Origin of the sequence: uncultured Pseudosulfitobacter sp., assembly GCF_963976325.1 — a bacterium.
Classification (GTDB): Bacteria; Pseudomonadota; Alphaproteobacteria; order Rhodobacterales; family Rhodobacteraceae; genus Pseudosulfitobacter.
In genome coordinates this window covers 1,247,636-1,268,854 of record NZ_CAXBJW010000001.1, presented here as the reverse complement: position 1 = coordinate 1,268,854, position 21,219 = coordinate 1,247,636, and the positions used below count along the sequence as shown (strand labels likewise).

General features: G+C 63.3%; 19 protein-coding genes. 10 read left to right on the top strand and 9 right to left on the bottom strand.

Annotated elements, in window-relative coordinates:
- Positions 1 to 61 precede the first annotated feature (61 nt).
- From AAC077_RS06285 to AAC077_RS06250, 8 genes are all read left to right on the top strand, one after another.
- Positions 62 to 982, top strand: coding sequence for a D-alanine--D-alanine ligase (locus AAC077_RS06285; protein WP_339767636.1), 921 nt, complete (start codon positions 62 to 64; stop codon positions 980 to 982).
- Complete coding sequence (locus tag AAC077_RS06280; RefSeq protein WP_339767634.1) at positions 970 to 1,854, top strand: cell division protein FtsQ/DivIB; 885 nt, start codon at positions 970 to 972, stop codon at positions 1,852 to 1,854. The genes AAC077_RS06285 and AAC077_RS06280 overlap by 13 nt, the downstream gene beginning before the upstream one ends.
- Before the next feature lie 4 nt (positions 1,855 to 1,858).
- A complete protein-coding gene (gene ftsA / locus AAC077_RS06275) occupies positions 1,859 to 3,193 on the top strand; it encodes a cell division protein FtsA (protein ID WP_339767974.1) in 1,335 nt (444 codons plus the stop codon).
- A 408-nt stretch (positions 3,194 to 3,601) separates the two neighbouring features.
- Positions 3,602 to 5,245, top strand: a complete 1,644-nt coding sequence (gene ftsZ / locus AAC077_RS06270; RefSeq protein ID WP_339767632.1) for a cell division protein FtsZ — start codon at positions 3,602 to 3,604, stop codon at positions 5,243 to 5,245.
- A 194-nt stretch (positions 5,246 to 5,439) separates the two neighbouring features.
- Positions 5,440 to 6,360, top strand: coding sequence for a UDP-3-O-acyl-N-acetylglucosamine deacetylase (gene lpxC / locus AAC077_RS06265; RefSeq protein WP_339767630.1), 921 nt, complete (start codon positions 5,440 to 5,442; stop codon positions 6,358 to 6,360).
- A 147-nt stretch (positions 6,361 to 6,507) separates the two neighbouring features.
- Positions 6,508 to 7,377, top strand: a complete 870-nt coding sequence (locus AAC077_RS06260) for an outer membrane protein assembly factor BamD (RefSeq protein WP_339767628.1) — start codon at positions 6,508 to 6,510, stop codon at positions 7,375 to 7,377.
- A gap of 36 nt (positions 7,378 to 7,413) precedes the next feature.
- Positions 7,414 to 9,063: a DNA repair protein RecN gene (gene recN / locus AAC077_RS06255; RefSeq protein ID WP_339767626.1), complete on the top strand. Its 1,650-nt coding sequence runs from the start codon at positions 7,414 to 7,416 to the stop codon at positions 9,061 to 9,063.
- A gap of 130 nt (positions 9,064 to 9,193) precedes the next feature.
- Complete coding sequence (locus tag AAC077_RS06250; protein WP_339767624.1) at positions 9,194 to 10,882, top strand: chloride channel protein; 1,689 nt, start codon at positions 9,194 to 9,196, stop codon at positions 10,880 to 10,882.
- 13 nt (positions 10,883 to 10,895) lie between these two features.
- On the opposite strand, the gene AAC077_RS06245 is transcribed toward AAC077_RS06250, so the two are convergent.
- The 5 genes from AAC077_RS06245 to cobS form a co-directional block, all read right to left on the bottom strand.
- Positions 10,896 to 11,240 (bottom strand): DUF427 domain-containing protein, encoded by a 345-nt coding sequence (locus tag AAC077_RS06245; RefSeq protein WP_339767622.1) that lies wholly within the window; start codon positions 11,238 to 11,240, stop codon positions 10,896 to 10,898.
- Positions 11,241 to 11,303: 63 nt separating this feature from the next.
- Positions 11,304 to 13,094, bottom strand: a complete 1,791-nt coding sequence (locus AAC077_RS06240; RefSeq protein WP_339767620.1) for an aminopeptidase P family protein — start codon at positions 13,092 to 13,094, stop codon at positions 11,304 to 11,306.
- Between the two features lie 51 nt (positions 13,095 to 13,145).
- Positions 13,146 to 15,023, bottom strand: a complete 1,878-nt coding sequence (gene cobT, locus AAC077_RS06235) for a cobaltochelatase subunit CobT (protein WP_339767618.1) — start codon at positions 15,021 to 15,023, stop codon at positions 13,146 to 13,148.
- Positions 15,020 to 15,412 carry a hypothetical protein gene (locus AAC077_RS06230; protein ID WP_339767615.1) on the bottom strand — a complete coding sequence of 131 codons (393 nt, stop codon included), beginning with the start codon at positions 15,410 to 15,412 and terminating at the stop codon, positions 15,020 to 15,022. The genes cobT and AAC077_RS06230 overlap by 4 nt, the downstream gene beginning before the upstream one ends.
- Positions 15,409 to 16,395, bottom strand: coding sequence for a cobaltochelatase subunit CobS (gene cobS / locus AAC077_RS06225; protein ID WP_339767613.1), 987 nt, complete (start codon positions 16,393 to 16,395; stop codon positions 15,409 to 15,411). Before cobS ends, AAC077_RS06230 begins: the two co-directional genes overlap by 4 nt.
- 273 nt (positions 16,396 to 16,668) lie before the next feature.
- Between cobS and AAC077_RS06220 the strand changes: the two genes are divergently transcribed.
- The gene (locus AAC077_RS06220; protein ID WP_339767611.1) at positions 16,669 to 17,232 is read left to right on the top strand and encodes a fasciclin domain-containing protein; all 564 of its coding nucleotides are present in this window, start codon (positions 16,669 to 16,671) and stop codon (positions 17,230 to 17,232) included.
- 98 nt (positions 17,233 to 17,330) lie between these two features.
- Here AAC077_RS06220 and AAC077_RS06215 read toward each other — a convergent pair whose 3' ends face one another.
- Complete coding sequence (locus AAC077_RS06215) at positions 17,331 to 17,957, bottom strand: J domain-containing protein (protein ID WP_339767609.1); 627 nt, start codon at positions 17,955 to 17,957, stop codon at positions 17,331 to 17,333.
- 87 nt (positions 17,958 to 18,044) lie between these two features.
- Between AAC077_RS06215 and AAC077_RS06210 the strand changes: the two genes are divergently transcribed.
- Entirely contained in the window at positions 18,045 to 18,302 is a 258-nt protein-coding gene (locus AAC077_RS06210) for a BolA family protein (protein ID WP_339767607.1), read from the top strand.
- On the opposite strand, the gene AAC077_RS06205 is transcribed toward AAC077_RS06210, so the two are convergent.
- The 3 genes from AAC077_RS06205 to gatB form a co-directional block, all read right to left on the bottom strand.
- Complete coding sequence (locus tag AAC077_RS06205) at positions 18,303 to 18,950, bottom strand: DUF4177 domain-containing protein (RefSeq protein WP_339767605.1); 648 nt, start codon at positions 18,948 to 18,950, stop codon at positions 18,303 to 18,305.
- 75 nt (positions 18,951 to 19,025) lie between these two features.
- Positions 19,026 to 19,523, bottom strand: coding sequence for a thioesterase family protein (locus AAC077_RS06200; RefSeq protein WP_339767603.1), 498 nt, complete (start codon positions 19,521 to 19,523; stop codon positions 19,026 to 19,028).
- Between the two features lie 130 nt (positions 19,524 to 19,653).
- On the bottom strand, positions 19,654 to 21,165 hold the full coding sequence (gatB, locus tag AAC077_RS06195) for an Asp-tRNA(Asn)/Glu-tRNA(Gln) amidotransferase subunit GatB (RefSeq protein ID WP_339767973.1): 1,512 nt from the start codon (positions 21,163 to 21,165) through the stop codon (positions 19,654 to 19,656).
- Positions 21,166 to 21,219: the final 54 nt, after the last annotated feature.

The following is a 21,219-nucleotide window of genomic DNA, read 5'->3' as shown; positions in this document are numbered from 1 at the left end:
GACCGAAACAGGTCACAACGATAAGAGTCCGCAAAAGGGCTTGGGATACAGAGGCACTAACGTGGGTCAGTCGAGCAGGACACCCCCGAAAGTCGCGGTACTATTGGGTGGACCTTCCGCAGAACGCGAGGTTTCACTTTCAAGCGGACACGCTTGCGCCGCCGCTTTGCGGGACGAAGGATTTGACGTGGTCGAGGTCGATGCAGGCCCCGACCTTGTTGCGCGTTTGCAAGACATCAAACCCGATGCCGTTCTCAACTGTCTGCATGGCCGCTGGGGCGAAGACGGCTGTGTGCAGGGGCTGCTGGAATGGCTGGGCGTGCCCTATTCGCATTCCGGCGTGCTGGCCTCGGCGCTGGCGATGGACAAGCAGCGCAGCAAGGACGTGTTCCGCTCTGCCGGTCTGCCCGTGGTTGACAGCATCATCTGCACCAAGGCCGAGGTGATGGCGGACCACGTGATGGCGCCGCCCTATGTGGTCAAGCCGAACAACGAAGGCTCGTCCGTCGGTGTCTATCTGGTGGGGTTGGACAACAACGGCCCGCCGCAGCTAAGCGACACGATGCCTGCCGAGGTGATGGTCGAAACCTTTGCCCCCGGCCGCGAGCTGACGACCAGCGTGATGGGCGACCGTGCGCTGACCGTCACCGATATTCTGACAACCGGCTGGTACGACTACGACGCCAAATACAAACCCGGCGGGTCGACCCATGTGGTGCCTGCGGATGTGCCGCAAGAGATTTTCGACCTGTGCCTGGAATACGCCCTGCGCGCGCACAAGGCGTTGGGATGCCGTGGCATCAGCCGCACCGATTTCCGTTGGGACGAAGCGCGTGGCGTTGATGGTCTGATCCTGCTGGAAACCAACACCCAACCCGGCATGACGCCCACGTCGCTGTCGCCCGAACAGGCCGAGAAAACCGGCATGTCCTTTGGCAAGCTGTGCCGCTGGATGGTGGAGGACGCATCGTGCGATCGCTGATCCGTCGCAACCGCACACCCAAGGCCGATCCGGCCCCGTCGCGTTGGGCGTGGCGGTTGCAGCGTCTGATGCTGACGCCGGGGTTCCGGTTTGGTCTGCGCTTTGGTCTGCCGTTCACGGTGGCGCTGTTGGCCGGGGCGATTTACCTGGGCGATGACGCGCGCCGCCAGTCGGTGTTTGATACGGTGGCCGAAGCCCGCCGCGCGATCGAGGAACGCCCCGAGTTCATGGTGCAGGTGATGGCCATTGACGGCGCCACCACCGAAACCGCCGAGGATATTCGGGAAATCCTGCCGATTGATTTCCCTGCGTCGTCCTTTGATCTGGATCTGGAACACATCCGCCGCACCGTTGCGGGGCTGGACCCGGTGAAAGAGGCCACCGTGCGCATCCGTCCGGGCGGTATCCTGCAAATCGACGTGACGCCGCGTGTGCCGGTCGCCATCTGGCGGCAGGCCGACGGGCTGACCCTGATTGACGAAACCGGCGCGCATGTGTCCGGCATTGACCGCCGCAGCCTGCGCCCCGACCTGCCGCTGGTGGCGGGCGAGGGCGCGGACAAGGCTGTGGTCGAGGCGCTGGAGCTGATCGAGGCCGCCGCACCGCTGGGCAGTCGCTTGCGCGGTGTCGTGCGGATTGGCCTGCGCCGCTGGGATGTGGTGCTGGACCGCGATCAACGCGTGCTTTTGCCCGAATACGGTGCGGTCCGTGCGCTGGAGCGGGTGATCGCGCTGGAAAACGCGCAGGACGTGCTGTCGCGCGACGTGGCGCGGGTGGACCTGCGCATCGCCGCGCGCCCGACAGTCAAAATGAACGAAGCCGCAACACAAGAAATGTGGCGTATCCGACAAATCGAGATGGACAGGCAGTGATATGATGAATGACCTCTATGACAGCCAACGCAGCATGCGCAACATGCGCAAGATGGCGATGCAACGCGGCGTCGTTGCCATTCTGGACGTAGGGTCCAGCAAGATTGCCTGCCTGGTCCTGCGCTTTGACGGATCGGCCAAGATGGACGAGGGCGGCGAGATCGGATCGCTGGCGGGTCAATCGGGGTTCCGCGTCATCGGGGCCGCAACCACCCGTTCGCGCGGTGTCCGCTTCGGCGAGATTTGCGCCATGGGCGAAACCGAACGCGCCATTCGCACCGCCTTGCAAGCCGCGCAGAAGATGGCCGGTATTCGTGTCGATCACGTGATTGCCTGCTTTGCCGGGGCGGAACCGCGCAGCTACGGGCTGGATGCACAGCTTGAGATGGACGGCGATCTGGTCAGCGAACAGGACGTGGCCCGCGTGCTGGCCCGTTGCGACGTGCCGGATTATGGCGACGACCGTGAGGTGCTGCACGCGCAGCCGGTGAACTTTGCGCTGGATCACCGGTCGGGTCTGTCGGACCCGCGCGGCCAGTTGGGCAACACGCTGTCGGTGGACATGCACATGCTGACGGTCGATGCCGCAGCCGTGCAGCATCTGGCGCATTGCATCAAACGCTGTGACCTGGAACTGGCGGGCGTGGCCTCGTCTGCTTACGTGTCGGGCATCTCGGCACTGGTCGAGGACGAGCAAGAGCTGGGTGCTGCCTGTATTGATCTGGGTGGCGGCACCACGGGTGTGTCGATCTTTATCAAGAAACACATGATTTATGCCGATGCGGTGCGCATGGGGGGCGATCACGTCACGTCGGACATTTCGATGGGGCTGCAAGTGCCGATGGCCAACGCCGAACGGATCAAGACGTTTTACGGCGGGGTGCACGCCACCGGCATGGACGACCGCGAGATGATCGAGATCGGCGGCGACACCGGCGACTATGAACATGACCGTCGCACCGCCAGCCGTGCCGAACTGATTGGCATCATGCGGCCTCGGGTCGAGGAAATTCTGGAAGAGGTGCGCGCGCGTCTGGACGCGGCGGGCTTTGACCATTTGCCCAGCCAGCAGATCGTGCTGACAGGCGGCGGCAGCCAGATCCCCGGTCTGGACGGGCTGGCGTCGAAAATTCTGGGCCAGCAGGTGCGTCTGGGCCGCCCGCTGCGCGTGCACGGGCTGCCGCAGGCGGCCACCGGCCCCGGATTTGCCTCGGCTGTGGGGCTGGCGCTGTTTGCGGCACACCCGCAGGACGAATGGTGGGATTTCGACATTCCGGCCGACCGTTACCCCGCGCGGTCGCTGCGCCGTGCCGTGCGTTGGTTCCGCGACAACTGGTAAGGACAGGGCGCCTGCGCCGGTCATTTTTCGCCGACGGGCGCGGGAATCCACTGGCGTGGGCGGCTGCCCTGATGTAGTCTTTGCGCAAGGTCCGAAGAGACCCGCGGCGGATTGAGCAGTCAGCCACACAGACAGATCGACTTTGCGCTCCATGCTTTTGGGCGCTTTCAGAACGGGCCTGCGTTTTGTATGCCTGCTACCTCTAGGTGCAGGGTGCGCCCTTGCTTTGCCCACATCATACGGTGTGATCGGCAAAATCCCGCGTCTTTGGTAAAAAAACATCAACATTTTGGGGTTGTAGCCCAGTTTTGACGTGACGCGCCTGTGCACAGTCTTTAGGATAAGTTCAGATTTGGGACGAAAAACACCGCGAATGCGGGCCGGAACACAAAAACAGGCGGATTAGTGATGACATTGAACCTCTCATTGCCGGGGCAGGACGAGCTGAAACCACGGATCACCGTGTTCGGGGTCGGCGGCGCCGGTGGCAACGCGGTCAATAACATGATCGAAAAACAACTGGACGGCGTCGACTTTGTGGTCGCCAACACCGACGCGCAGGCGCTGCAACAATCTGCCGCCGCGAACCGGGTTCAGTTGGGCATCAAGGTCACCGAAGGTCTGGGCGCTGGCGCGCGCGCTTCGGTCGGGGCCGCGGCTGCCGAAGAAAGCATTGAACAGATCGTTGATCACCTGGCGGGGGCGCACATGTGCTTTATCACCGCGGGTATGGGCGGCGGCACCGGCACCGGCGCGGCCCCGATCATTGCTCAGGCAGCACGTGAACTTGGCGTTCTAACCGTCGGTGTTGTCACGAAACCTTTCCAGTTCGAAGGCGCCAAGCGGATGCGTCAGGCCGAAGACGGCGTCGAGGCGCTGCAAAAGGTCGTTGATACGCTGATCATCATTCCCAACCAGAACCTGTTCCGGCTGGCGAACGAGAAAACCACATTCACCGAAGCGTTCTCGATGGCAGACGATGTTCTGTATCAGGGCGTCAAAGGCGTGACCGACCTGATGGTCCGTCCGGGCCTGATCAACCTCGACTTTGCCGACGTGCGCGCCGTGATGGACGAGATGGGCAAAGCGATGATGGGCACCGGCGAGGCCGAGGGCGAGGATCGCGCGATCCAGGCCGCCGAGAAGGCGATTGCCAACCCGCTGCTGGACGAAATCAGCCTGCGCGGCGCCAAGGGCGTTCTGATCAACATCACCGGTGGTCACGATCTGACCCTGTTCGAACTGGACGAGGCCGCCAACCGCATCCGCGAGGAAGTGGACCCCGAGGCGAACATCATCGTCGGTTCGACGCTGGACACGGACATGGGCGGCATGATGCGCGTCAGCGTTGTGGCCACAGGCATCGACGCGGTCGAAGTGAACACCGAAATGCCGGTGCCGCGCCGCAAGATGTCGGCGCCGCTGAAACCGCAGGTCACGCAGGAAGAAGCGCCTGTTGCAGCCGCGCCTGCGCCCGCGCCGGTCGAAGAAGTCTATGAAGAAGAGCACGTTGCGGCCCACACTTCATACCAGGAACCGACCCTGTTCGAAGACATGAACGCCGAGCAGGCCGCGGCCGAGGACATGGCCGAGGACATCTTTGCCGAGGACGACAGCGATGCATTGCCGCCGCCCGCGTACCAGCCGCAAGTGGCCGCGTTTGAACCGCAGCACCACGACTCGCTGAATGCCGAGCCGGACACGTTCGTTGCACCGCGCGCACCGGCACCCGGCACGCCGTCGCCCGAAGCGCTGGCACGTCTGCGCGCCGCTGCGCAGAAAGCAGCCCCTGCATCGGCTCCGCGTCAGCAGGCCCCTGCGGCTGCACAGGGTGAACGCCCGCGCTTTGGCATCAACACGCTGATCAACCGCATGACCGGTCACGGCGAAGGCCAGCAACAGCCCGAGCGTGCGCAACAACAGCCCGCACGTCAGCAGCCGCCGGTGCAGTCGGGTCGCTCTGCGGCCCCCGCGCCGCAGCCGGTCGAGGCGAACGATCCCGATCAGGAACGCATCGAGATCCCCGCTTTCCTGCGCCGTCAAGCAAACTGACGCTAGGTCACTTGTAACGAAAAGGGCTGCCTGCGGGTGGCCCTTTTTCGTTTTAATACAAGGGATTGCAGGGGTGCAGGCGCCTTATTGCCGGTTCTGATTCCGGATGTTTCATTACGTTACAAAGATTGAGTTGAGGGACAGCCCCCCGGCCTCTAACTAAGATACACCGCTAACGGCCAAGGACACCTAACGTGCAAACAACTGTCAAATCCCCAATCAGCTTCACTGGCACCGGTCTGCATTCCGGTCGGCCTGCGACGCTGACCATTCGGCCCGCGATGGCCGAACACGGGATCTGGTTCGCACGCCGTGACGTTCTGGGCGATGCGCTGATCCCCGCCCGTTGGGATGCGGTCAACCGGTCGCCTTTGTGCACCAAGCTGGAAAACGCCGCAGGCACAACCGTGTCGACGGTCGAGCATGTGATGGCTGCGCTGTCGGGCTGTGGCGTTCACAATGCGTTGATCGAAATCGACGGCCCCGAAGTGCCGATCCTGGACGGCTCTGCCGCCCCGTTCGTGCGCGGCATCATGCAACGCGGCCTGCGGGCGCTGAACGCGCCGGTGCGGGCCTTCGAAATGCTGAAAGAGGTCACCGTGACCGACGGCGAGGCCAGCGCCACGCTGCGCCCCTCGGACACGCTGCGGATTGATTTCGAAATTGATTTTGCCGATGCGGCCATTGGTCACCAGCAGAAATCGCTGGTGATGAACAACGGCAGCTTTGCACGCGAATTGTGCGACAGCCGCACCTTCTGCCGTCAGGCGGACGTGATCGCCATGCAGGCCAACGGTCTGGCATTGGGCGGCAACCCCGGCAAGAACGCCGTGGTGTTCGACGGTGACCGCGTCCTCAGCCCCGGTGGCCTGCGCCACAGCGACGAACCCGTGCGCCACAAGATGCTGGACGCGCTGGGGGATCTGGCCCTGGCCGGTGCGCCGTTGATTGGCCACTATGTCGGTGTGCGTGCCGGTCATTCGCTGACCAACACCTTGCTGCGCAAGGTTTTTGCAACGCCGGATGCTGTGCGCATGGTGATCTGTGACGCGCAGCAATCGCGCCGTCTGCCGGGCTATGGTCTGGTTTGGGATGAAATCCCCCAAGTTGCCTGAAGCTTGCCTCGGCGCGCGTGACGTGACATCAATCATTCAGTTTCGACAACAGCGCATTGGGGCGTTTTGCCTTCCAATTTTCTGTGCTAGAGACGGTGTAATTCAGTCTGCGAAGCAGACGACGGACAGCGATGAGGATGGCAAGGCATGACCAGCGGCGGGACCCGAACCGGGGTAGTGTGTGCCCTTGTGTTGGCGACGGCGTTGAGCGCCTGTGGTGGTGGCAAGGATCGTCCGACAACGGGCGGTATCTTCAACCAGCAGGAAGTTCCGCTAGAGACCTACACAGCCCAGCAGATTTACGAGCGGGGCGAATTCGAGCTTGAGCGCAAAAAGCCGGATCAGGCCGCGTTCTACTTTGCTGAAATTGAACGGCTTTATCCCTATTCCGAATGGGCCAAACGCGCGCTGATCATGCAGGCGTTTTCCTATCATCGGGACAAGGACTATGAAAACTCGCGCTCGGCGTCGCAGCGGTTCATCGACTTTTACCCCGATGACGACGATGCCGCCTATGCGCAGTATCTGCTGGCGCTCAGCTATTATGACCAGATCGACGAAGTGGGCCGCGATCAGGGCCTGACCTTCCAGGCGCTGCAATCACTGCGCAAGGTGATCGAATTCTATCCCAACAGCGAATACGCCAAATCCGCGATTCTCAAGTTCGACTTGGCCTTTGACCATCTGGCCGGCAAGGAAATGGAGATCGGGCGCTATTACCTGAAGCGGGGCAACTATACCGCTGCCATCAACCGGTTCCGTGTTGTGGTCGAGGATTTCCAGACCACGTCGCACACCCCCGAGGCGCTGCACCGTCTGGTCGAGGCTTATCTGTCGCTGGGCCTGACCCAAGAGGCACAGACCGCAGGGGCCATTCTGGGCTATAACTTCCGGTCGACCGATTGGTACGAAGACAGCTACAAACTGCTGACCGGTCGCGGGCTTGAGCTGGAATCGGCAGGCGACAACTGGCTAAGCCAGATCTATCGCCAGATGATCAAAGGGCGGTGGTTGTAATCCGAAAGGAACGCAGCCACCCGACAGGCAACTGACATGCTGCGCGGGCTTGATATCTCGGACATGCTGATCATCGACCGGCTGGAGCTTGCGTTCCAGCCGGGTTTGAACGTGCTGACCGGTGAAACCGGCGCGGGCAAGTCTATCCTGCTGGATTCGCTGGGTTTTGTGCTGGGCTGGCGCGGGCGTGCCGATCTGGTCCGCCAGGGGGCCGATCAGGGCGAGGTGACCGCGTGGTTCGATCTGCCCGAGGACCATCCGGCGCATGGCGTGCTGCAAGAGGCCGGATTGCCCGATGGCGACGAGCTGATCCTGCGCCGCATCAACACGGCAGACGGCCGCAAGACCGCCTGGGTCAACGACCGCCGCTGTTCGGGCGAGGTGCTGCGCGCGCTGTCCGACACGCTGGTGGAATTGCACGGCCAGCATGATGACCGCGGATTGCTGAACCCGCGTGGGCATCGCGATATTCTGGATGAATTCGGCGGGCTGGCCCCGCGCAAGGCCAAGCTGCGCGCGGCGTGGAGCGCCGTGGGCAAGGCCCGCAAGGCGCTGACCACCGCCGAGACGGCGATGCAGGCGATCCGCGCCGAAGAAGAGTTCTTGCGCCATGCTGTGGGCGAGCTGGACCAACTGGCCCCAGAGCCGGGCGAAGAGGCGCAGCTTGATACCCGCCGCCGTCTGATGCAGGCCGCCGAGCGCATCCGGTCGGACGTGGTCAAGGCCTATGAGATTCTGGGCTATGACGGGGCCGAGGGCGCGATGAACAACGCGCTGCGCTGGCTTGAAGGGGCGGTGGACAAGGCCGAGGGCACGCTGGACGGCGCGATTGCGGCCCTTGGGCGTGCCATGGTCGAACTGGACGAAGCGCAAAGCGGTGTCGTTGCGGCCATCGACGGGCTGTCGTTCAACCCGATCGAGCTGGAAGAGGCCGAGGAACGGCTGTTTGCCATCCGCGCCCTGGCCCGCAAACATGACGTGGCCCCGGACGACTTGGCAGGCTTTGCAGAGACATTGCGCGAAAAGCTGGCGGCGCTGGACGCGGGCGATGCCGATCTGGCCGCGCTGCGCAAGGCGCTGAGTGACGCCGAAGGCACCTATGACACGGCAGCCACCGACCTGACGCAGGCACGCACCAAGGCGTCTGCCAAGCTGGACAAGGCGGTCAGCGCCGAACTGGCCCCGCTGAAAATGGACCGCGCGGTGTTTGAAACCCGCATCAGCGACGAAGCCGCAGGTCCTGAAGGGCGCGACGCCGTGGCCTTTACCGTGGCGACCAACCCCGGCGCGCCTGCGGGACCGCTGAACAAGATCGCCTCGGGCGGGGAGCTGAGCCGGTTCTTGCTGGCGCTCAAGGTGTGTCTGGCCGGCGGGCAGGCGGGGCTGACGATGATCTTTGACGAAATCGACCGCGGGGTGGGCGGGGCGACCGCCGATGCGGTGGGGCGCCGGCTGAAGGCGCTGGCCGAGGGCGGGCAGGTTCTGGTCGTGACCCATTCGCCGCAGGTGGCCGCATTGGGCGCGCATCACTGGCAGGTGTCGAAATCGGTGTCCAAGGGCATGACCACGTCGCAGGTCATTCCGCTGGATGCGCCCGCGCGCGTGGACGAAGTGGCGCGGATGCTAGCGGGCGACCAGGTGACCGATGCGGCACGGGCCGCGGCCAGCGCATTGCTGGACGGCTGAGGGCATTTGGGGGCGCTGCCCCCGCCGCTGCGCGTCTCCCCCGGGATTTTTTGAACCAGAGAAGATGATGGTGGGGCTTTTGGTTTTCTGCTGCTTGACCTAGAGAGAGGGGAGCGGAAAATGGCAGGCCATGAGCACCCCGAAGCAGTCGATCTTTTCTCAGACCTACGGACAGGCGATTTCAGCTTGCCGTGACGGCTTTCGGGTGGTGCGGCAGCGCGGCCCCTCGCAGATACAGTTCTGGTTCATTGCACTGCTGATCGGCATTGGTGCGGGCTTTGCCGCGCTGTTTTTCCGTAAGGGCATCAACAGCTTTCAGGCGTTTCTTTATGGCACGGATGATGTGCAGCACCTGCACAGCTTTGCCCAAAGCCTGCCGTGGTATCTGATTTTGACGATCCCGATCGTGGGCGGGTTGGTGGTGGGGGTGATCCTGCATGTGTTCACCCGCGACGGACGCGCGCGCAGCGTGGCCGAGGTGATCGAAGGGGCGGCGATGCACGATGGCCGCGTCGAGACGCGCGCGGGGCTGGCGTCGGCGCTGGCGTCGTTCATCACGCTGTCCTCGGGCGGGTCGTCCGGACGCGAGGGGCCGGTGGTGCACATGGCCGCCGTCATCTCGACCAAGGTGTGCCGGTTCATCAAGGCGGACGGGGTCACCGGGCGCGACCTGTTGGGCTGTGCGGTGGCCGCCGCCGTGTCGGCCAGTTTCAACGCGCCGATCGCGGGCGCGTTGTTCGCGCTGGAGGTCGTGTTGCGCCACTTTGCCGTGCACGCCTTTGCGCCCATTGTGATTGCGTCGGTGGCGGGGACGGTGATCAACCGGCTGGAGTTCGGCGGCGTGACCGAATTCCGGCTGGCGCAGCCCGAGATGCTGCAATTCTATGTGGAACTGCCCGCCTACCTGATGCTGGGGCTGGTGTGCGGGCTGGTGGCGGTGGTGCTGATGCGCGCGGTTTTCTGGGCCGATGATCTGGGCACGGTGGTGCAGGCGCGCACCGGGCTGCCGCGTTGGTTGCGGCCAGCGGTGGCGGGGGCGCTGCTGGGCGGTATCGCGATCTTTTTTCCGCATATCATCGGCGTCGGCTACGAGACGACCTCGCTGGCGCTGACCGGCACGCTGGGGCTGCAACAGGTGATGATCTTTGCGGTGATCAAGGTGATTGCGGTGGCGATCACCATGGCTGGGCGCATGGGCGGCGGGGTGTTTTCGCCGTCGCTGATGGTGGGGGCGCTGACGGGGCTGGCCTTTGGCCTGATTGCCACGGGGGTGTTTCCCGATGTGTCGGGGTCGGTCACGCTGTATGCGCTGGCGGGCATGGGGGCGGTCGCGGCCGCCGTGCTGGGCGCGCCGATTTCAACCACGTTGATCGTGTTCGAGCTGACCGGCGACTGGCAGACGGGGCTGGCGGTGATGGTGTCGGTGTCGCTGAGCACGGCATTGGCCAGCCGTCTGGTGCATCGCAGTTTCTTTTTGACCCAGCTAGAGCGGCGCGGTGTGCATCTGGCGGCGGGGCCGCAGGCTTATTTGCTGGCGATGTTCCGTGTGACAAGCGTGATGCGCAAGCCGGACGATCCGCGTGCGGCGGATGACGATGCCTGTTGGGACATGATCCGCGAGGGCACCTATCTGGACGCCTCGGCCACGCTGGAAGCCGCGATGCCGGTGTTCGAGACCGCATCGGCTGCGTTTGTTCCGGTGGTGGCTTTGCGGGGCGAGGACAGTCCGCCCGAATTGCTGGGCGCATTGTTCCAAGTTGATGCCTTGCGCGCCTACAACCGCGCGCTGGCGGCGACGGCGGCAGAAGAACACTCCTGACGCCCGTGCGCGATCAGATCTTTTCGACGGTGACGCCGTTGCCTGCGTAAAAGGCCAGATAGCCCTTGATCTCGGCCACTTCGGGTTTGGGGTCTTCATAGCTCCACGCGACGTTTTCCAGCGTGGTGGATTTGGTCACCACCGAATAATAGCTGGCGTCGCCCTTGTGCGGGCAAAAGGTGGTTTTGTCAGTCTTGTCCAGAAATGCCGTGGCAATGTCACCGCGCGGGAAATAGATCACAAAGGGATAGTCGCCTTCGGTCAGCTCCAGAGCGTTTTCGCTTTCACCGATGACGGCACCGCCGGCGCGCACGCTCCATTTGCCTGTGGCAGGGCGGATTGTGATGTGATTGGCCATGGGTTTTCCTCCTCGGAACGCTGAACGCAGTCTTTAGCAGCTTTGTAACAATCCTGCTATGGGTCAGATTGGTGCCGTCGCGTTCTTTAGCCAGATCAGCGCGTCGGGGCTGACGCGAGGGCCGATTTTCTCAAGGACCTCAGTATGATAGGCGTTCAGCCAGTCGCGCGACGCTTTGTCCATTTCGTCGGGCAGGATCAGGCGGCGGTCGATGGGCACAAAGGTCAGCGTGCGCCACGACAGCATCGCGCGCTGTGCGTCACCGCCCGCAGGCGCGGTTGCGGGTTCCACCACCAGCAGGTTCTCGATGCGGATGCCAAAGGCGCCCTCGCGGTAGTAGCCCGGTTCGTTCGACAGGATCATGCCCGGTTGCAGCGGCACATGGCTGGCACGGGACAGGCGCTGCGGGCCCTCGTGCACGGACAGATACGCGCCAACCCCGTGGCCCAGCCCGTGATCGAAGTCCTGATGCGCGTACCACAGGGGCGCGCGGCCGATGGCTTCGATGTCACGACCGGCCAGACCCGCAGGCCAGCGCAGGCGCGACACGGCGATCATGCCCATCAGCACGCGGGTAAAGGCGGCGCATTCGTCCGCACCGGGCGCGCCGATGGGGATGGTGCGGGTGATGTCGGTGGTGCCGTCCAGATATTGCCCGCCGCTGTCCAGCACCAGCAGGTGCCCGTCCGCAAGCGTCAGGTCGGTGTCTTCGGTCACATGATAGTGGTTGATCGCGCCGTTCGGGCCGGTGCCCGCGATGGTGTCAAAGCTGATGTTCTGCAAGGCGTTGTCGTTGCGCCGGTACGCTTCCAGCTTGGTCACCACATCAATTTCGCTGACCGTGCCGGGAGCCTGCGCATCCAGCCACGCCAACAACTCGACCACGGCGGCTCCGTCCCGCAGGTGGGCGCTGGCGCTGCCGTCGATCTCGGCGGGGTTCTTGCAGGCTTTGGGCAGGGCGCAGGGATCGTCACCCCATGTGCCGCTGTCGCCCATGGTGTCGGCCACAATGAAGGGCACCGAGGATTTTTCCATACGCACGGGGCCGGTCAGCTTGGCAATCTCGGTCAGGAAGCTGTCGGGGTCATGGGCCGTAACCTCGGCACCCAGATGGTCGCGCACGTCGTCCAGTTTGGCGTCGGCCATGAACAGGTCGACCCGCGCATCGGCGTGCAGCACGGCGAACCCTTGAGCCACCGGATTGCAATGGATGTCGGCGCCGCGGATGTTCAGCAGCCAGCACAGGCTGTCGGGCAGGGTGATGATGGCGGCGGTTTGTCCGGCGCGGGCCAGCTCAGTGCCCAGACGGGCGCGCTTGTCCGCGTGGCTTTCGCCGGCGAACTCCAGCGGGTGCACCTTGGCCGGTTCCATGGCCGGGCCGGGCTGGTCGTTCCAGATGGCGTCGACCATGTTGTCGGTGGGGTTCAGGGTGATGCCGGTGCCCGCCAGCGCCTGCGTCAGTTGTTCGATCTGGCCTGCGGTGTGCAGCCACGGGTCAAAGCCGATGACACCGCCCGATGGCATCTGTTCGATCAGCCAGTCGGCCAGACCCGTTTCGGGCCACGGGACAGCAGTATAGACATCGGCCACCTGCGTCTTGATCTGGGTGCGGTAGCGCCCGTCGATGAACACGCCCGCAATGTCCGGCAGCACGGCGCAAAAGCCGGCCGAGCCGGTGAAGCCCGTCAGCCAGACCAGCCGGTCGTCGCGGGGGGCCACGTATTCGCCCTGATGCGCGTCGGCGCGGGGGATCAGAAAGCCATCAAGGCCCTGTACGGCCAGTTCGGCGCGCAGCGCTTGCAGACGAGGGGGGCCTTGCTCGGGGCGTGCGGTGACGGCGAACGACTGGTACATGGGCCTGTATCCTCTTGGTATTTCAGGTGGTCGCGCCAGCGCGGCGCGGTCTTATCTGACGTTGCGCATCCCCATCACGCGGGCGCGTGCGCGCGGGTCGCTGTCGAACAGCGCCGCCAGTTGTTCGGTCATGGCACCGGCCAGCTGGTCCACGTCCGTGATGGTCACCGCGCGGTCGTAATAGCGGGTCACGTCGTGGCCGATGCCGATGGCCAACAGTTCCACCGCGCGGCGCTTTTCGATCATGGCGATCACGTCACGCAGGTGTTTTTCCAGATAGTTGGCGGGGTTGACGCTGAGCGTGCTGTCATCGACCGGCGCACCGTCGGAGATTACCATCAGGATCTTGCGCGCCTCGGACCGGTTCACCATGCGGCGGTGCGCCCATTCCAGCGCCTCGCCGTCGATGTTTTCCTTCAACAGGCCCTCTTTCATCATCAGGCCCAGATTGGGGCGCGCGCGACGCCACGGGGCATCGGCGGATTTGTAGATGATGTGGCGCAGGTCGTTCAGACGGCCCGGCGTTTGCGGGCGGCCATCGTTCAGCCATGCCTCGCGGGCCTGTCCGCCTTTCCACGCGCGGGTGGTAAAGCCCAGGATCTCGACCTTGACGTTGCAGCGTTCCAGCGTGCGCGCCAGAACATCGGCGCAGATCGCCGCGATGCTGATCGGGCGGCCCCGCATCGAGCCGGAGTTGTCCAAGAGCAGCGTCACACAGGTATCGCGGAATTCGGTGTCTTTCTCGACCTTGAAGCTCAGCGGCGTGGTCGGGTTCGCCACGATCCGCGCCAGACGGCCCGCGTCCAGCGTGCCCTCTTCCAGATCGAATTCCCAACTGCGGTTTTGCTGCGCTTGCAGACGGCGCTGCAACTTGTTGGCCAGACGGCTGACCGCGCCCTTCAGCGGCTCTAGCTGCTGGTCCAGATAGGCGCGCAGGCGTTCCAGTTCGACCGGTTCGGCCAGCTCGTCGGCGCTGATCTCTTCGTCGTGGGTGTTCAGGTACACCTTGTAGTCGGGATCGGCGTCGCTGACAGGCTGCGGGGCAGGCGGCTCCAGCGGCGCTTCGCCGTCGGGCATCTCGGCCTCTTCGCCCATCTCCTGATCGGCCATCTCGTCCATCGAGACCTGGGCCTGCGACGCGTCCTGCTGTTCCTCCTGCGACTGCTCGGGCGACCCTTCGGCCTCTTCGCCGTCGTCATCGTCGTTGCCGGTGCTGTCGGGGTCCTGTTCCTCTTCGGCGCCTTCTTCGGCCTGGTCTTCCTGATCCTCGTCCACCTGGTCGGGGTCGTCGCCGATCTGGTCGCCATAGCCCAGATCCTTGATGATCTGGCGCGAGAAGCGGGCGAAATCGGCCTGACTGCTTAGCGTCTTGTCCAGGTTGTCCAGCGTCACGCCGGCCTGTTCCTCGATAAAGCCGCGCCACATTTCCATCGCGTTCTTGGCCCCGGGGGGCAATTCACGCCCCGTGGCCAGATGGCGGATCAGATAGCCCGCAGCGGTGGCCAGCGGCACGTCCGAGGCCTGCTTGACCTGATCGTATCCCTTGCGGGCCGCTTCATTGGCGATCTTGGCGTCGATGTTGCCGGCGGTGCCGGGCATGTCGCGCGCGCCCATCGCCTCGCAGCGGGCGGTTTCCATGGCTTCGTACAGCTCGCGCGCGACCTCGCCCGAGGGCAGGTATTTGGAATGGGTCTGACCGTTGTGATAGCGCCGGTGCAGCGCCAGTGCGTCGGCGGTGCCACGGGCCAGCAGAACCTCCTGGCGGGTCATGCGGCGGGTCACCTGCGGCAGGCGCATTGCATCGCCCGACAGCCCCGACGGGTCGGCGGAATAGCTGACGTTCAGGTCTGGGTCATTGGCCATGACCTTGGTCGCTTCACCAAGCGCCTTTTTGAACGCGTCTGCGGGGTTGTCGGTGGGTTTGCTCATGACAGCTTTCGGGTCTCGGGGTGGTCCTTGGCGAAACTCTTGCAGGTTTCGCCGAGGGCTTCAAACACATCCGCGCTTTGGCGGTCGCGGCCAAAGATCATCGCCTCGACCATCGTTTCCATCAGCGGGCGCTGGTCCGCGATATAGCGGTCGATGTCGGCGCGCGGCGATGTGCCAAGGCGCAGGGCAACGGCGCGAAAGGCAGCGGCGCGGGTGGCGTCGGATGGGTCAACCTTCAGATACAGCGACCGCGCCGCGTAATCGGAATAGCCCAGCCACAAGGCCGCGCATTGGGCGGCGGGGTAGATCGACAGATCGCGGTTTGCCTGTGCGGCACCGACGCCGAGCACGCCAAGGGCGGCTGCGGTTGTCAGCGCCTTCAGGCTCACCCCAGGCTCACGCTGGCCGCGCTCTCGGGCAGTTCCTCGTCAAACAGACGCTGATAGAACTCGGCCACGGTCTGACGCTCAAGCTCGTCGCATTTGTTCAGGAACGAGAGCCGGAAGGCATAGCCGATGTTGCGGAAGATTTCGGCGTTCTGGGCCCAGGCGATGACGGTCCGCGGGCTCATCACCGTGGACAGATCGCCGTTCATAAAGGCGGTGCGCGTCAGGTCGGCGACGGTGACCATCTGCTTGACGGTCTTGCGGCCTTTTTCGCTGTTGTAATGCGGGTTCTTCGACAGAACGATCGCGGTTTCCGCGTCGATCGACAGGTAGTTCAGCGTCGAGACCAGCGACCAGCGGTCCATCTGGCCCTGGTTGATCTGCTGGGTGCCGTGGTACAGGCCCGTCGTGTCGCCCAGACCAACGGTGTTGGCGGTGGCGAAGATGCGGAAATAGGGGTGCGGGTGGATCACCTTGTTCTGGTCCAGCAGCGTCAGCTTGCCGTCCACTTCCAGCACACGCTGGATCACGAACATCACGTCCGCGCGGCCCGCGTCGTATTCGTCGAACACGATTGCCGTGGGGTTGCGCAGCGCCCAAGGCAGAATGCCTTCCTGGAAATCGGTAACCTGTTTGCCGTCTTTCAGCTTGATCGCATCCTTGCCGATCAGGTCGATCCGGCTGATGTGGCTGTCCAGGTTGACGCGCACGGCGGGCCAGTTCAGGCGGGCGGCGACCTGTTCGATGTGGGTCGATTTGCCGGTGCCGTGATAGCCCTGGATCATCACACGGCGGTTGTGTGTGAACCCGGCCAGAATGGCCAGCGTGGTGTCGGCGTCGAATTTATACGTGCTGTCGATGTCGGGCACGCGGTCCGAATTGTCGGCAAAACCTTTGACGACCATATCGGTGTCGATGCCAAAGACATCGCGCACGGAAATCTCTTCGGTGGGTTTCGCATTAATATCCAGGTCACCGTCGGCCATCATCTGTCCTTGTCGTTGGTATCTCGCGCCGTTGCGCACCCGGCAGTTGGTGCAACATATCGAACGGAAGGGCAAGGGGGGCAGGCACCACAGCCCCGTGAAAGCGCGGGACGTGGCGTCGTTAGCGCGTGGTTCAGTCAAATCAACTGCGCGGCACTGAAATCATCGTGACCAAAAATACCCATCTTTTTTGAAACTACCGGCCATCGGCCCCCGTACCTCTTGTCACATACGGCATGACGCCGATGACTGAAATGAACTTGGGAGATCACTATGTTTTCGACTAAAACACTCGCCACATCCGCTCTGGTCCTGAGCCTGTCTGGCTTTGGCTTTGCTGCTTCGGCCATGGACAACCCGATGGTGGGTGGCGCTGCCATGTATGCCGACAAGAACATCGTGGAAAACGCCGTGAACTCGGCCGACCACACCACGCTGGTCGCCGCCGTGCAGGCTGCCGGTCTGGTCGAAACACTGTCGGGCGAAGGCCCCTTTACCGTGTTCGCACCCACCAACGAAGCGTTCGCAGCGCTGCCCGAAGGCACCGTTGACACGCTGCTGATGCCCGAGAACAAAGACATGCTGACCAAGATCCTGACCTGCCACGTGGTTGCCGCCGACGCGATGTCGGATGCGATTGCAGGCATGATCGCGGACGATGGCGGCGCGCATGACGTGCCCACAGTTGGCGGTTGCACATTGCAAGCCAAAATGGACGGCGACAACATCACACTGACCGACGAGCGCGGCCAGGTTGCGACCGTGACCATCGCTGACGTGAAACAGTCGAACGGCGTGATCCACGTGATCGACACCGTTCTGCTGCCTGCGGAATAAGCACCACTCGCGGACGCTGAGATCCTCCATCAGCACCAAACGACAAACGCCCCGCTGTTGCGGGGCGTTTTGCATTTCCGGGTCAAGTTGAAAGCCCGTCAGTCCTTGAAGTTCTTGCTGGCCTTGATCTGGTCCCACGCCCACATGACCTCTTGCAACTGCTCTTCCTGGCTGCGGTCGCCGCCGTTCATGTCGGGGTGCAGCACCTTGATCAGCAGTTTGTAAGCCTTGCGCACTTCGGCTTTGGTCCAATGGTCCTTGGCTTCCAGAATTTCCATGGCACGGCGTTCGGTGGGCGGCAGCTTCTTGCCCGCGCCGCCGGCCTTGCCGGGGTTTTGCGTGGCATTGGCGCCCAGCACCTGATGCGGGTCCTCGATGCCCAGACGCGCCCAGGCCCGCGCCTCGGGGTCGCCCATGGGCTTGGTCGCGCGCTCCCAGACCTTGTCCTTGGACATCTGCGCGTTCAGCTCGGCCTCGGTCGTGCCGTCGAAGAAGTTCCATTTCAGGTTATATTCGCGCACGTGCTGCTGGCAGAACCAGAAATAGTCGTCCAGCACATCCGGCGCCTTGGGCGCGCGGTATTTGCCGGGCTCGTCACAGCCGTCGTGGTCGCAAATGCGGGTCGAGGTTTCGGAAGCCCCCGACATCCCGCGACGTCCGCGCGGGTTCTTTTTCTTGGCGGAGGAGACGGACATATCGAAACCGAAGGGATCAGACTTGGACATTGGGACAACCTTATCGACTCTGGGCCGTTACTTTAGGATATTGGGGCGGAGATAGAAGGGGGCGCAGTTAAAAAAGTGAGCAAATTAATGCGAGTGTCAGACGAGATTGCGGAAAAGTTGAACGATGCCTTTTCTCCGCGCGAGTTAGAGGTGGTGGACGACAGTGCGTCCCATGCGGGTCATGCAAATGCCCCCGAGGCGGGGCAAAGCCATTTCAATGTGCGCATCCGTGCGGATGCCTTTGCGGGGCAAAGCCGGATTGCCAGGCACCGCGCGGTACATTCGGCCATCGGGGCCGAGTTGATCGGGCGTATTCACGCGCTGGCGATTGACGCCGACGCGTAATTACTTGTCGCTGCGGGTGACCCCTTTCAGGCGACTGCGGTTGCTGGCCAGGTTTTGCAGCGAGCTGGACATGCCCGACACTTCGGACGTTTCCTCGACGCCGTTGTCGGACAGCATATGAGTGGCCCCGGCGCGCGGTGTTTTCTGTTCGTCGGGGTCGACGTCTGGGTCTGCATCCGCATCCGGGGTCTGATCCGGTGATGTGTCCGCTGTTTCGTCAACGGCGGTGTCCTGGGCGACCACGTCGGTGGTGTCCGGTGTCTCGTCTTGCGGGGCGTCTTGCTTGGCGGTGTCATGCGTTACCGGGGAGGTTACAGGCGCTGCCACCACAGGTGCCGCCACCACGGGTGCCGCTACGGATGTCGCCACCTGCACCGGCGTCTCGGGCAGGGCTGTGGCGTCGCTGTCCGCTTGCGGCACTGCGCGGCGAAAGATCAGCATATTGCGCCATTCGGTCGTCGATCCGGTCAGGCCGGACCGTTCGGTCGATGGCAGCGTGTCGGCGCGCATGTATTCCCAGCCGTGGCCGCCCATCTCGTTCATCAACTGCTCGAGCGCGTTGGCAAAGCGGGCCTCGGGGGTTTTGATTCCCTCGGCCTTCAGACCTTTGGCGGGTGCCGGAACAACTTTGTATTCATACTGTGTCATGACCTGTGCGACCGCCCCCGTAATGTCATTGCGGAGGGGGATATACCAAGTGCCCGACAGATGTGAAAGGGCGCATCACCCTTTGCGGCGAATACCGATCTTGCGACCGGCACGATCCGGCCAAGGCAGCGTGCTTTGGGCGGTGTGCATCGCGCGCAGGTTCGCGATGATGTGATCGGGCATGGGGGCGACGCGCGGGCCGGACTGATCGACGTGCAGCGTCAGCCCCTCGCCAGTGGCGGCCAGCCAGCCGTCCTGATGCCACAGCTCTTGATAGAGGTGAAAGCGTTTCTCATCGAAATCAAGCAGTTGGACAGTGGAGTAAACCTGATCGCCCTCATGCAGTTCGCGCACATAGCAGATGTGAAACTCGGCCACATAGGTCGTGCAGCCGGTGGATTTCAGGTAGTCCAGACCGAAGCCGAATTGCGGGTACAGATCATCGACCGAGGTGTCCATCAGCACCGAATAATAGGCCATGTTCAAATGCCCGTTATAGTCGATCCATTCGGGGCGCACGGTCATCGGTTTGCTGCGGAACAACAGGTCGGAATGGAGGGGGGAATTGGTCATGGTTTACCTTCATGTCACTTGGGTTGACCCAAGGTGAGGGCCGCGCGCGGCAAGGTAAAGCGCGACGTGGCGGCGCGCCCGCTTGGGGCGCGCGCGGGATTTGGATATTTAAGGCCAAAAGAAGGGGGGATTACCCCTTGAGCTTTTGCGCGACCAGTTGGTTCACCGTCTTGGGGTTGGCCTTGCCACCGGTGGCTTTCATCACCTGACCGACGAACCAGCCTGCCAGTTTCGGGTTTTCCTGCGCCTTGGCGACCTGATCGGGGTTGGCGGCGATGATTTCGTCCACCGCGGCCTCGATGGCGCCGGTGTCGGTGACCTGGGTCATGCCCTCGGTCTCGACGATCTCGGCGGGGTCGCGGCCCGTGGTATAGGTGATTTCAAACACATCCTTGGCGATCTTGCCGCTGATCGCGTCCGAGGCGATCAGGTCGACAATGCCGCCCAGTTGCGCGGGCGTCACCGGGCTTGCGTCGATGTCCTTGTCGTCTTTTTTCAGGCGGCCAAACAGTTCGTTGATGACCCAGTTCGCAGCCATCTTGCCGTCGCGTCCTGCGGCCACGGCTTCGAAATAGCCGGCGCTGTCCAGATCGGCGGTCAGCACAGAGGCGTCATAGTCGGTCAGGCCGAAGTCCCCGATAAAGCGGGCTTTTTTGGCGTCGGGCAGCTCGGGCAGCGTGGTCTTGATCTGGTCGACCCAGTCTTGTTCAATCTCCAGCGGCAGCAGGTCGGGGTCGGGGAAATAGCGGTAGTCGTGCGCTTCTTCCTTGGACCGCTGGGTGCGGGTCTCGCCCTTGACGGGGTCAAAGCCGCGCGTTTCCTGATCGACTTCGCCGCCGGCCTCAAGGATCGCAATCTGACGCCGTGCCTCGACCTCGATGGCCTGCTGGATAAAGCGGGTCGAGTTCATGTTCTTGATTTCGCAGCGTGTGCCCAGATGGCCGAAATCGCCGGTCTCGCGGTAGCGCTCATAGGCGCCGGGGCGGCAGACCGACACGTTGACATCGGCGCGCAGGTTGCCGTTTTGCATGTCGCCGTCACAGGTGCCCAGATAGCGCATGATCTGGCGCAGTTTCAGGATATAGGCGGCGGCCTCTTCGGCGCTGCGGATGTCGGGGCGGCTGACGATTTCCATCAGGCAGACACCGGCGCGGTTCAGGTCGACAAAGGACATATCGGGGTCCATGTCGTGAATCGACTTGCCCGCGTCCTGTTCCATGTGGATGCGTTCCACGCGCACCGGCCGCGCGGTGCCGTCGCCCAGTTCCACCAACACTTCGCCTTCGCCGACGATGGGGTGGTACAACTGGCTGATCTGATAGCCCGCAGGCTGGTCGGGGTAGAAGTAGTTCTTGCGGTCAAAAGCCGATTTCAGGTGAATTTCGGCGTTCAGTCCCAGACCCGTGCGCACAGCCTGTTCGATGCAATATTCGTTGATCACGGGCAACATGCCGGGCATCGCCGCGTCCACAAAGGCAACGTTCGAATTCGGCTCGGCGCCGAATTGGGTCGACGCGCCCGAGAACAGCTTGGCGTTGGATGCGACCTGTGCGTGGACTTCCATCCCGATCACCAGTTCCCAATCGTGTTTGGCACCGGCAATCACGCGGGGTTTCGGCAGGTCGTAGGACAGGTCAAGCATGGTCTCACCAAAGGCTGTGGGGCATTGCAGGCTGGTGTAGTCCAGCACCCGCTG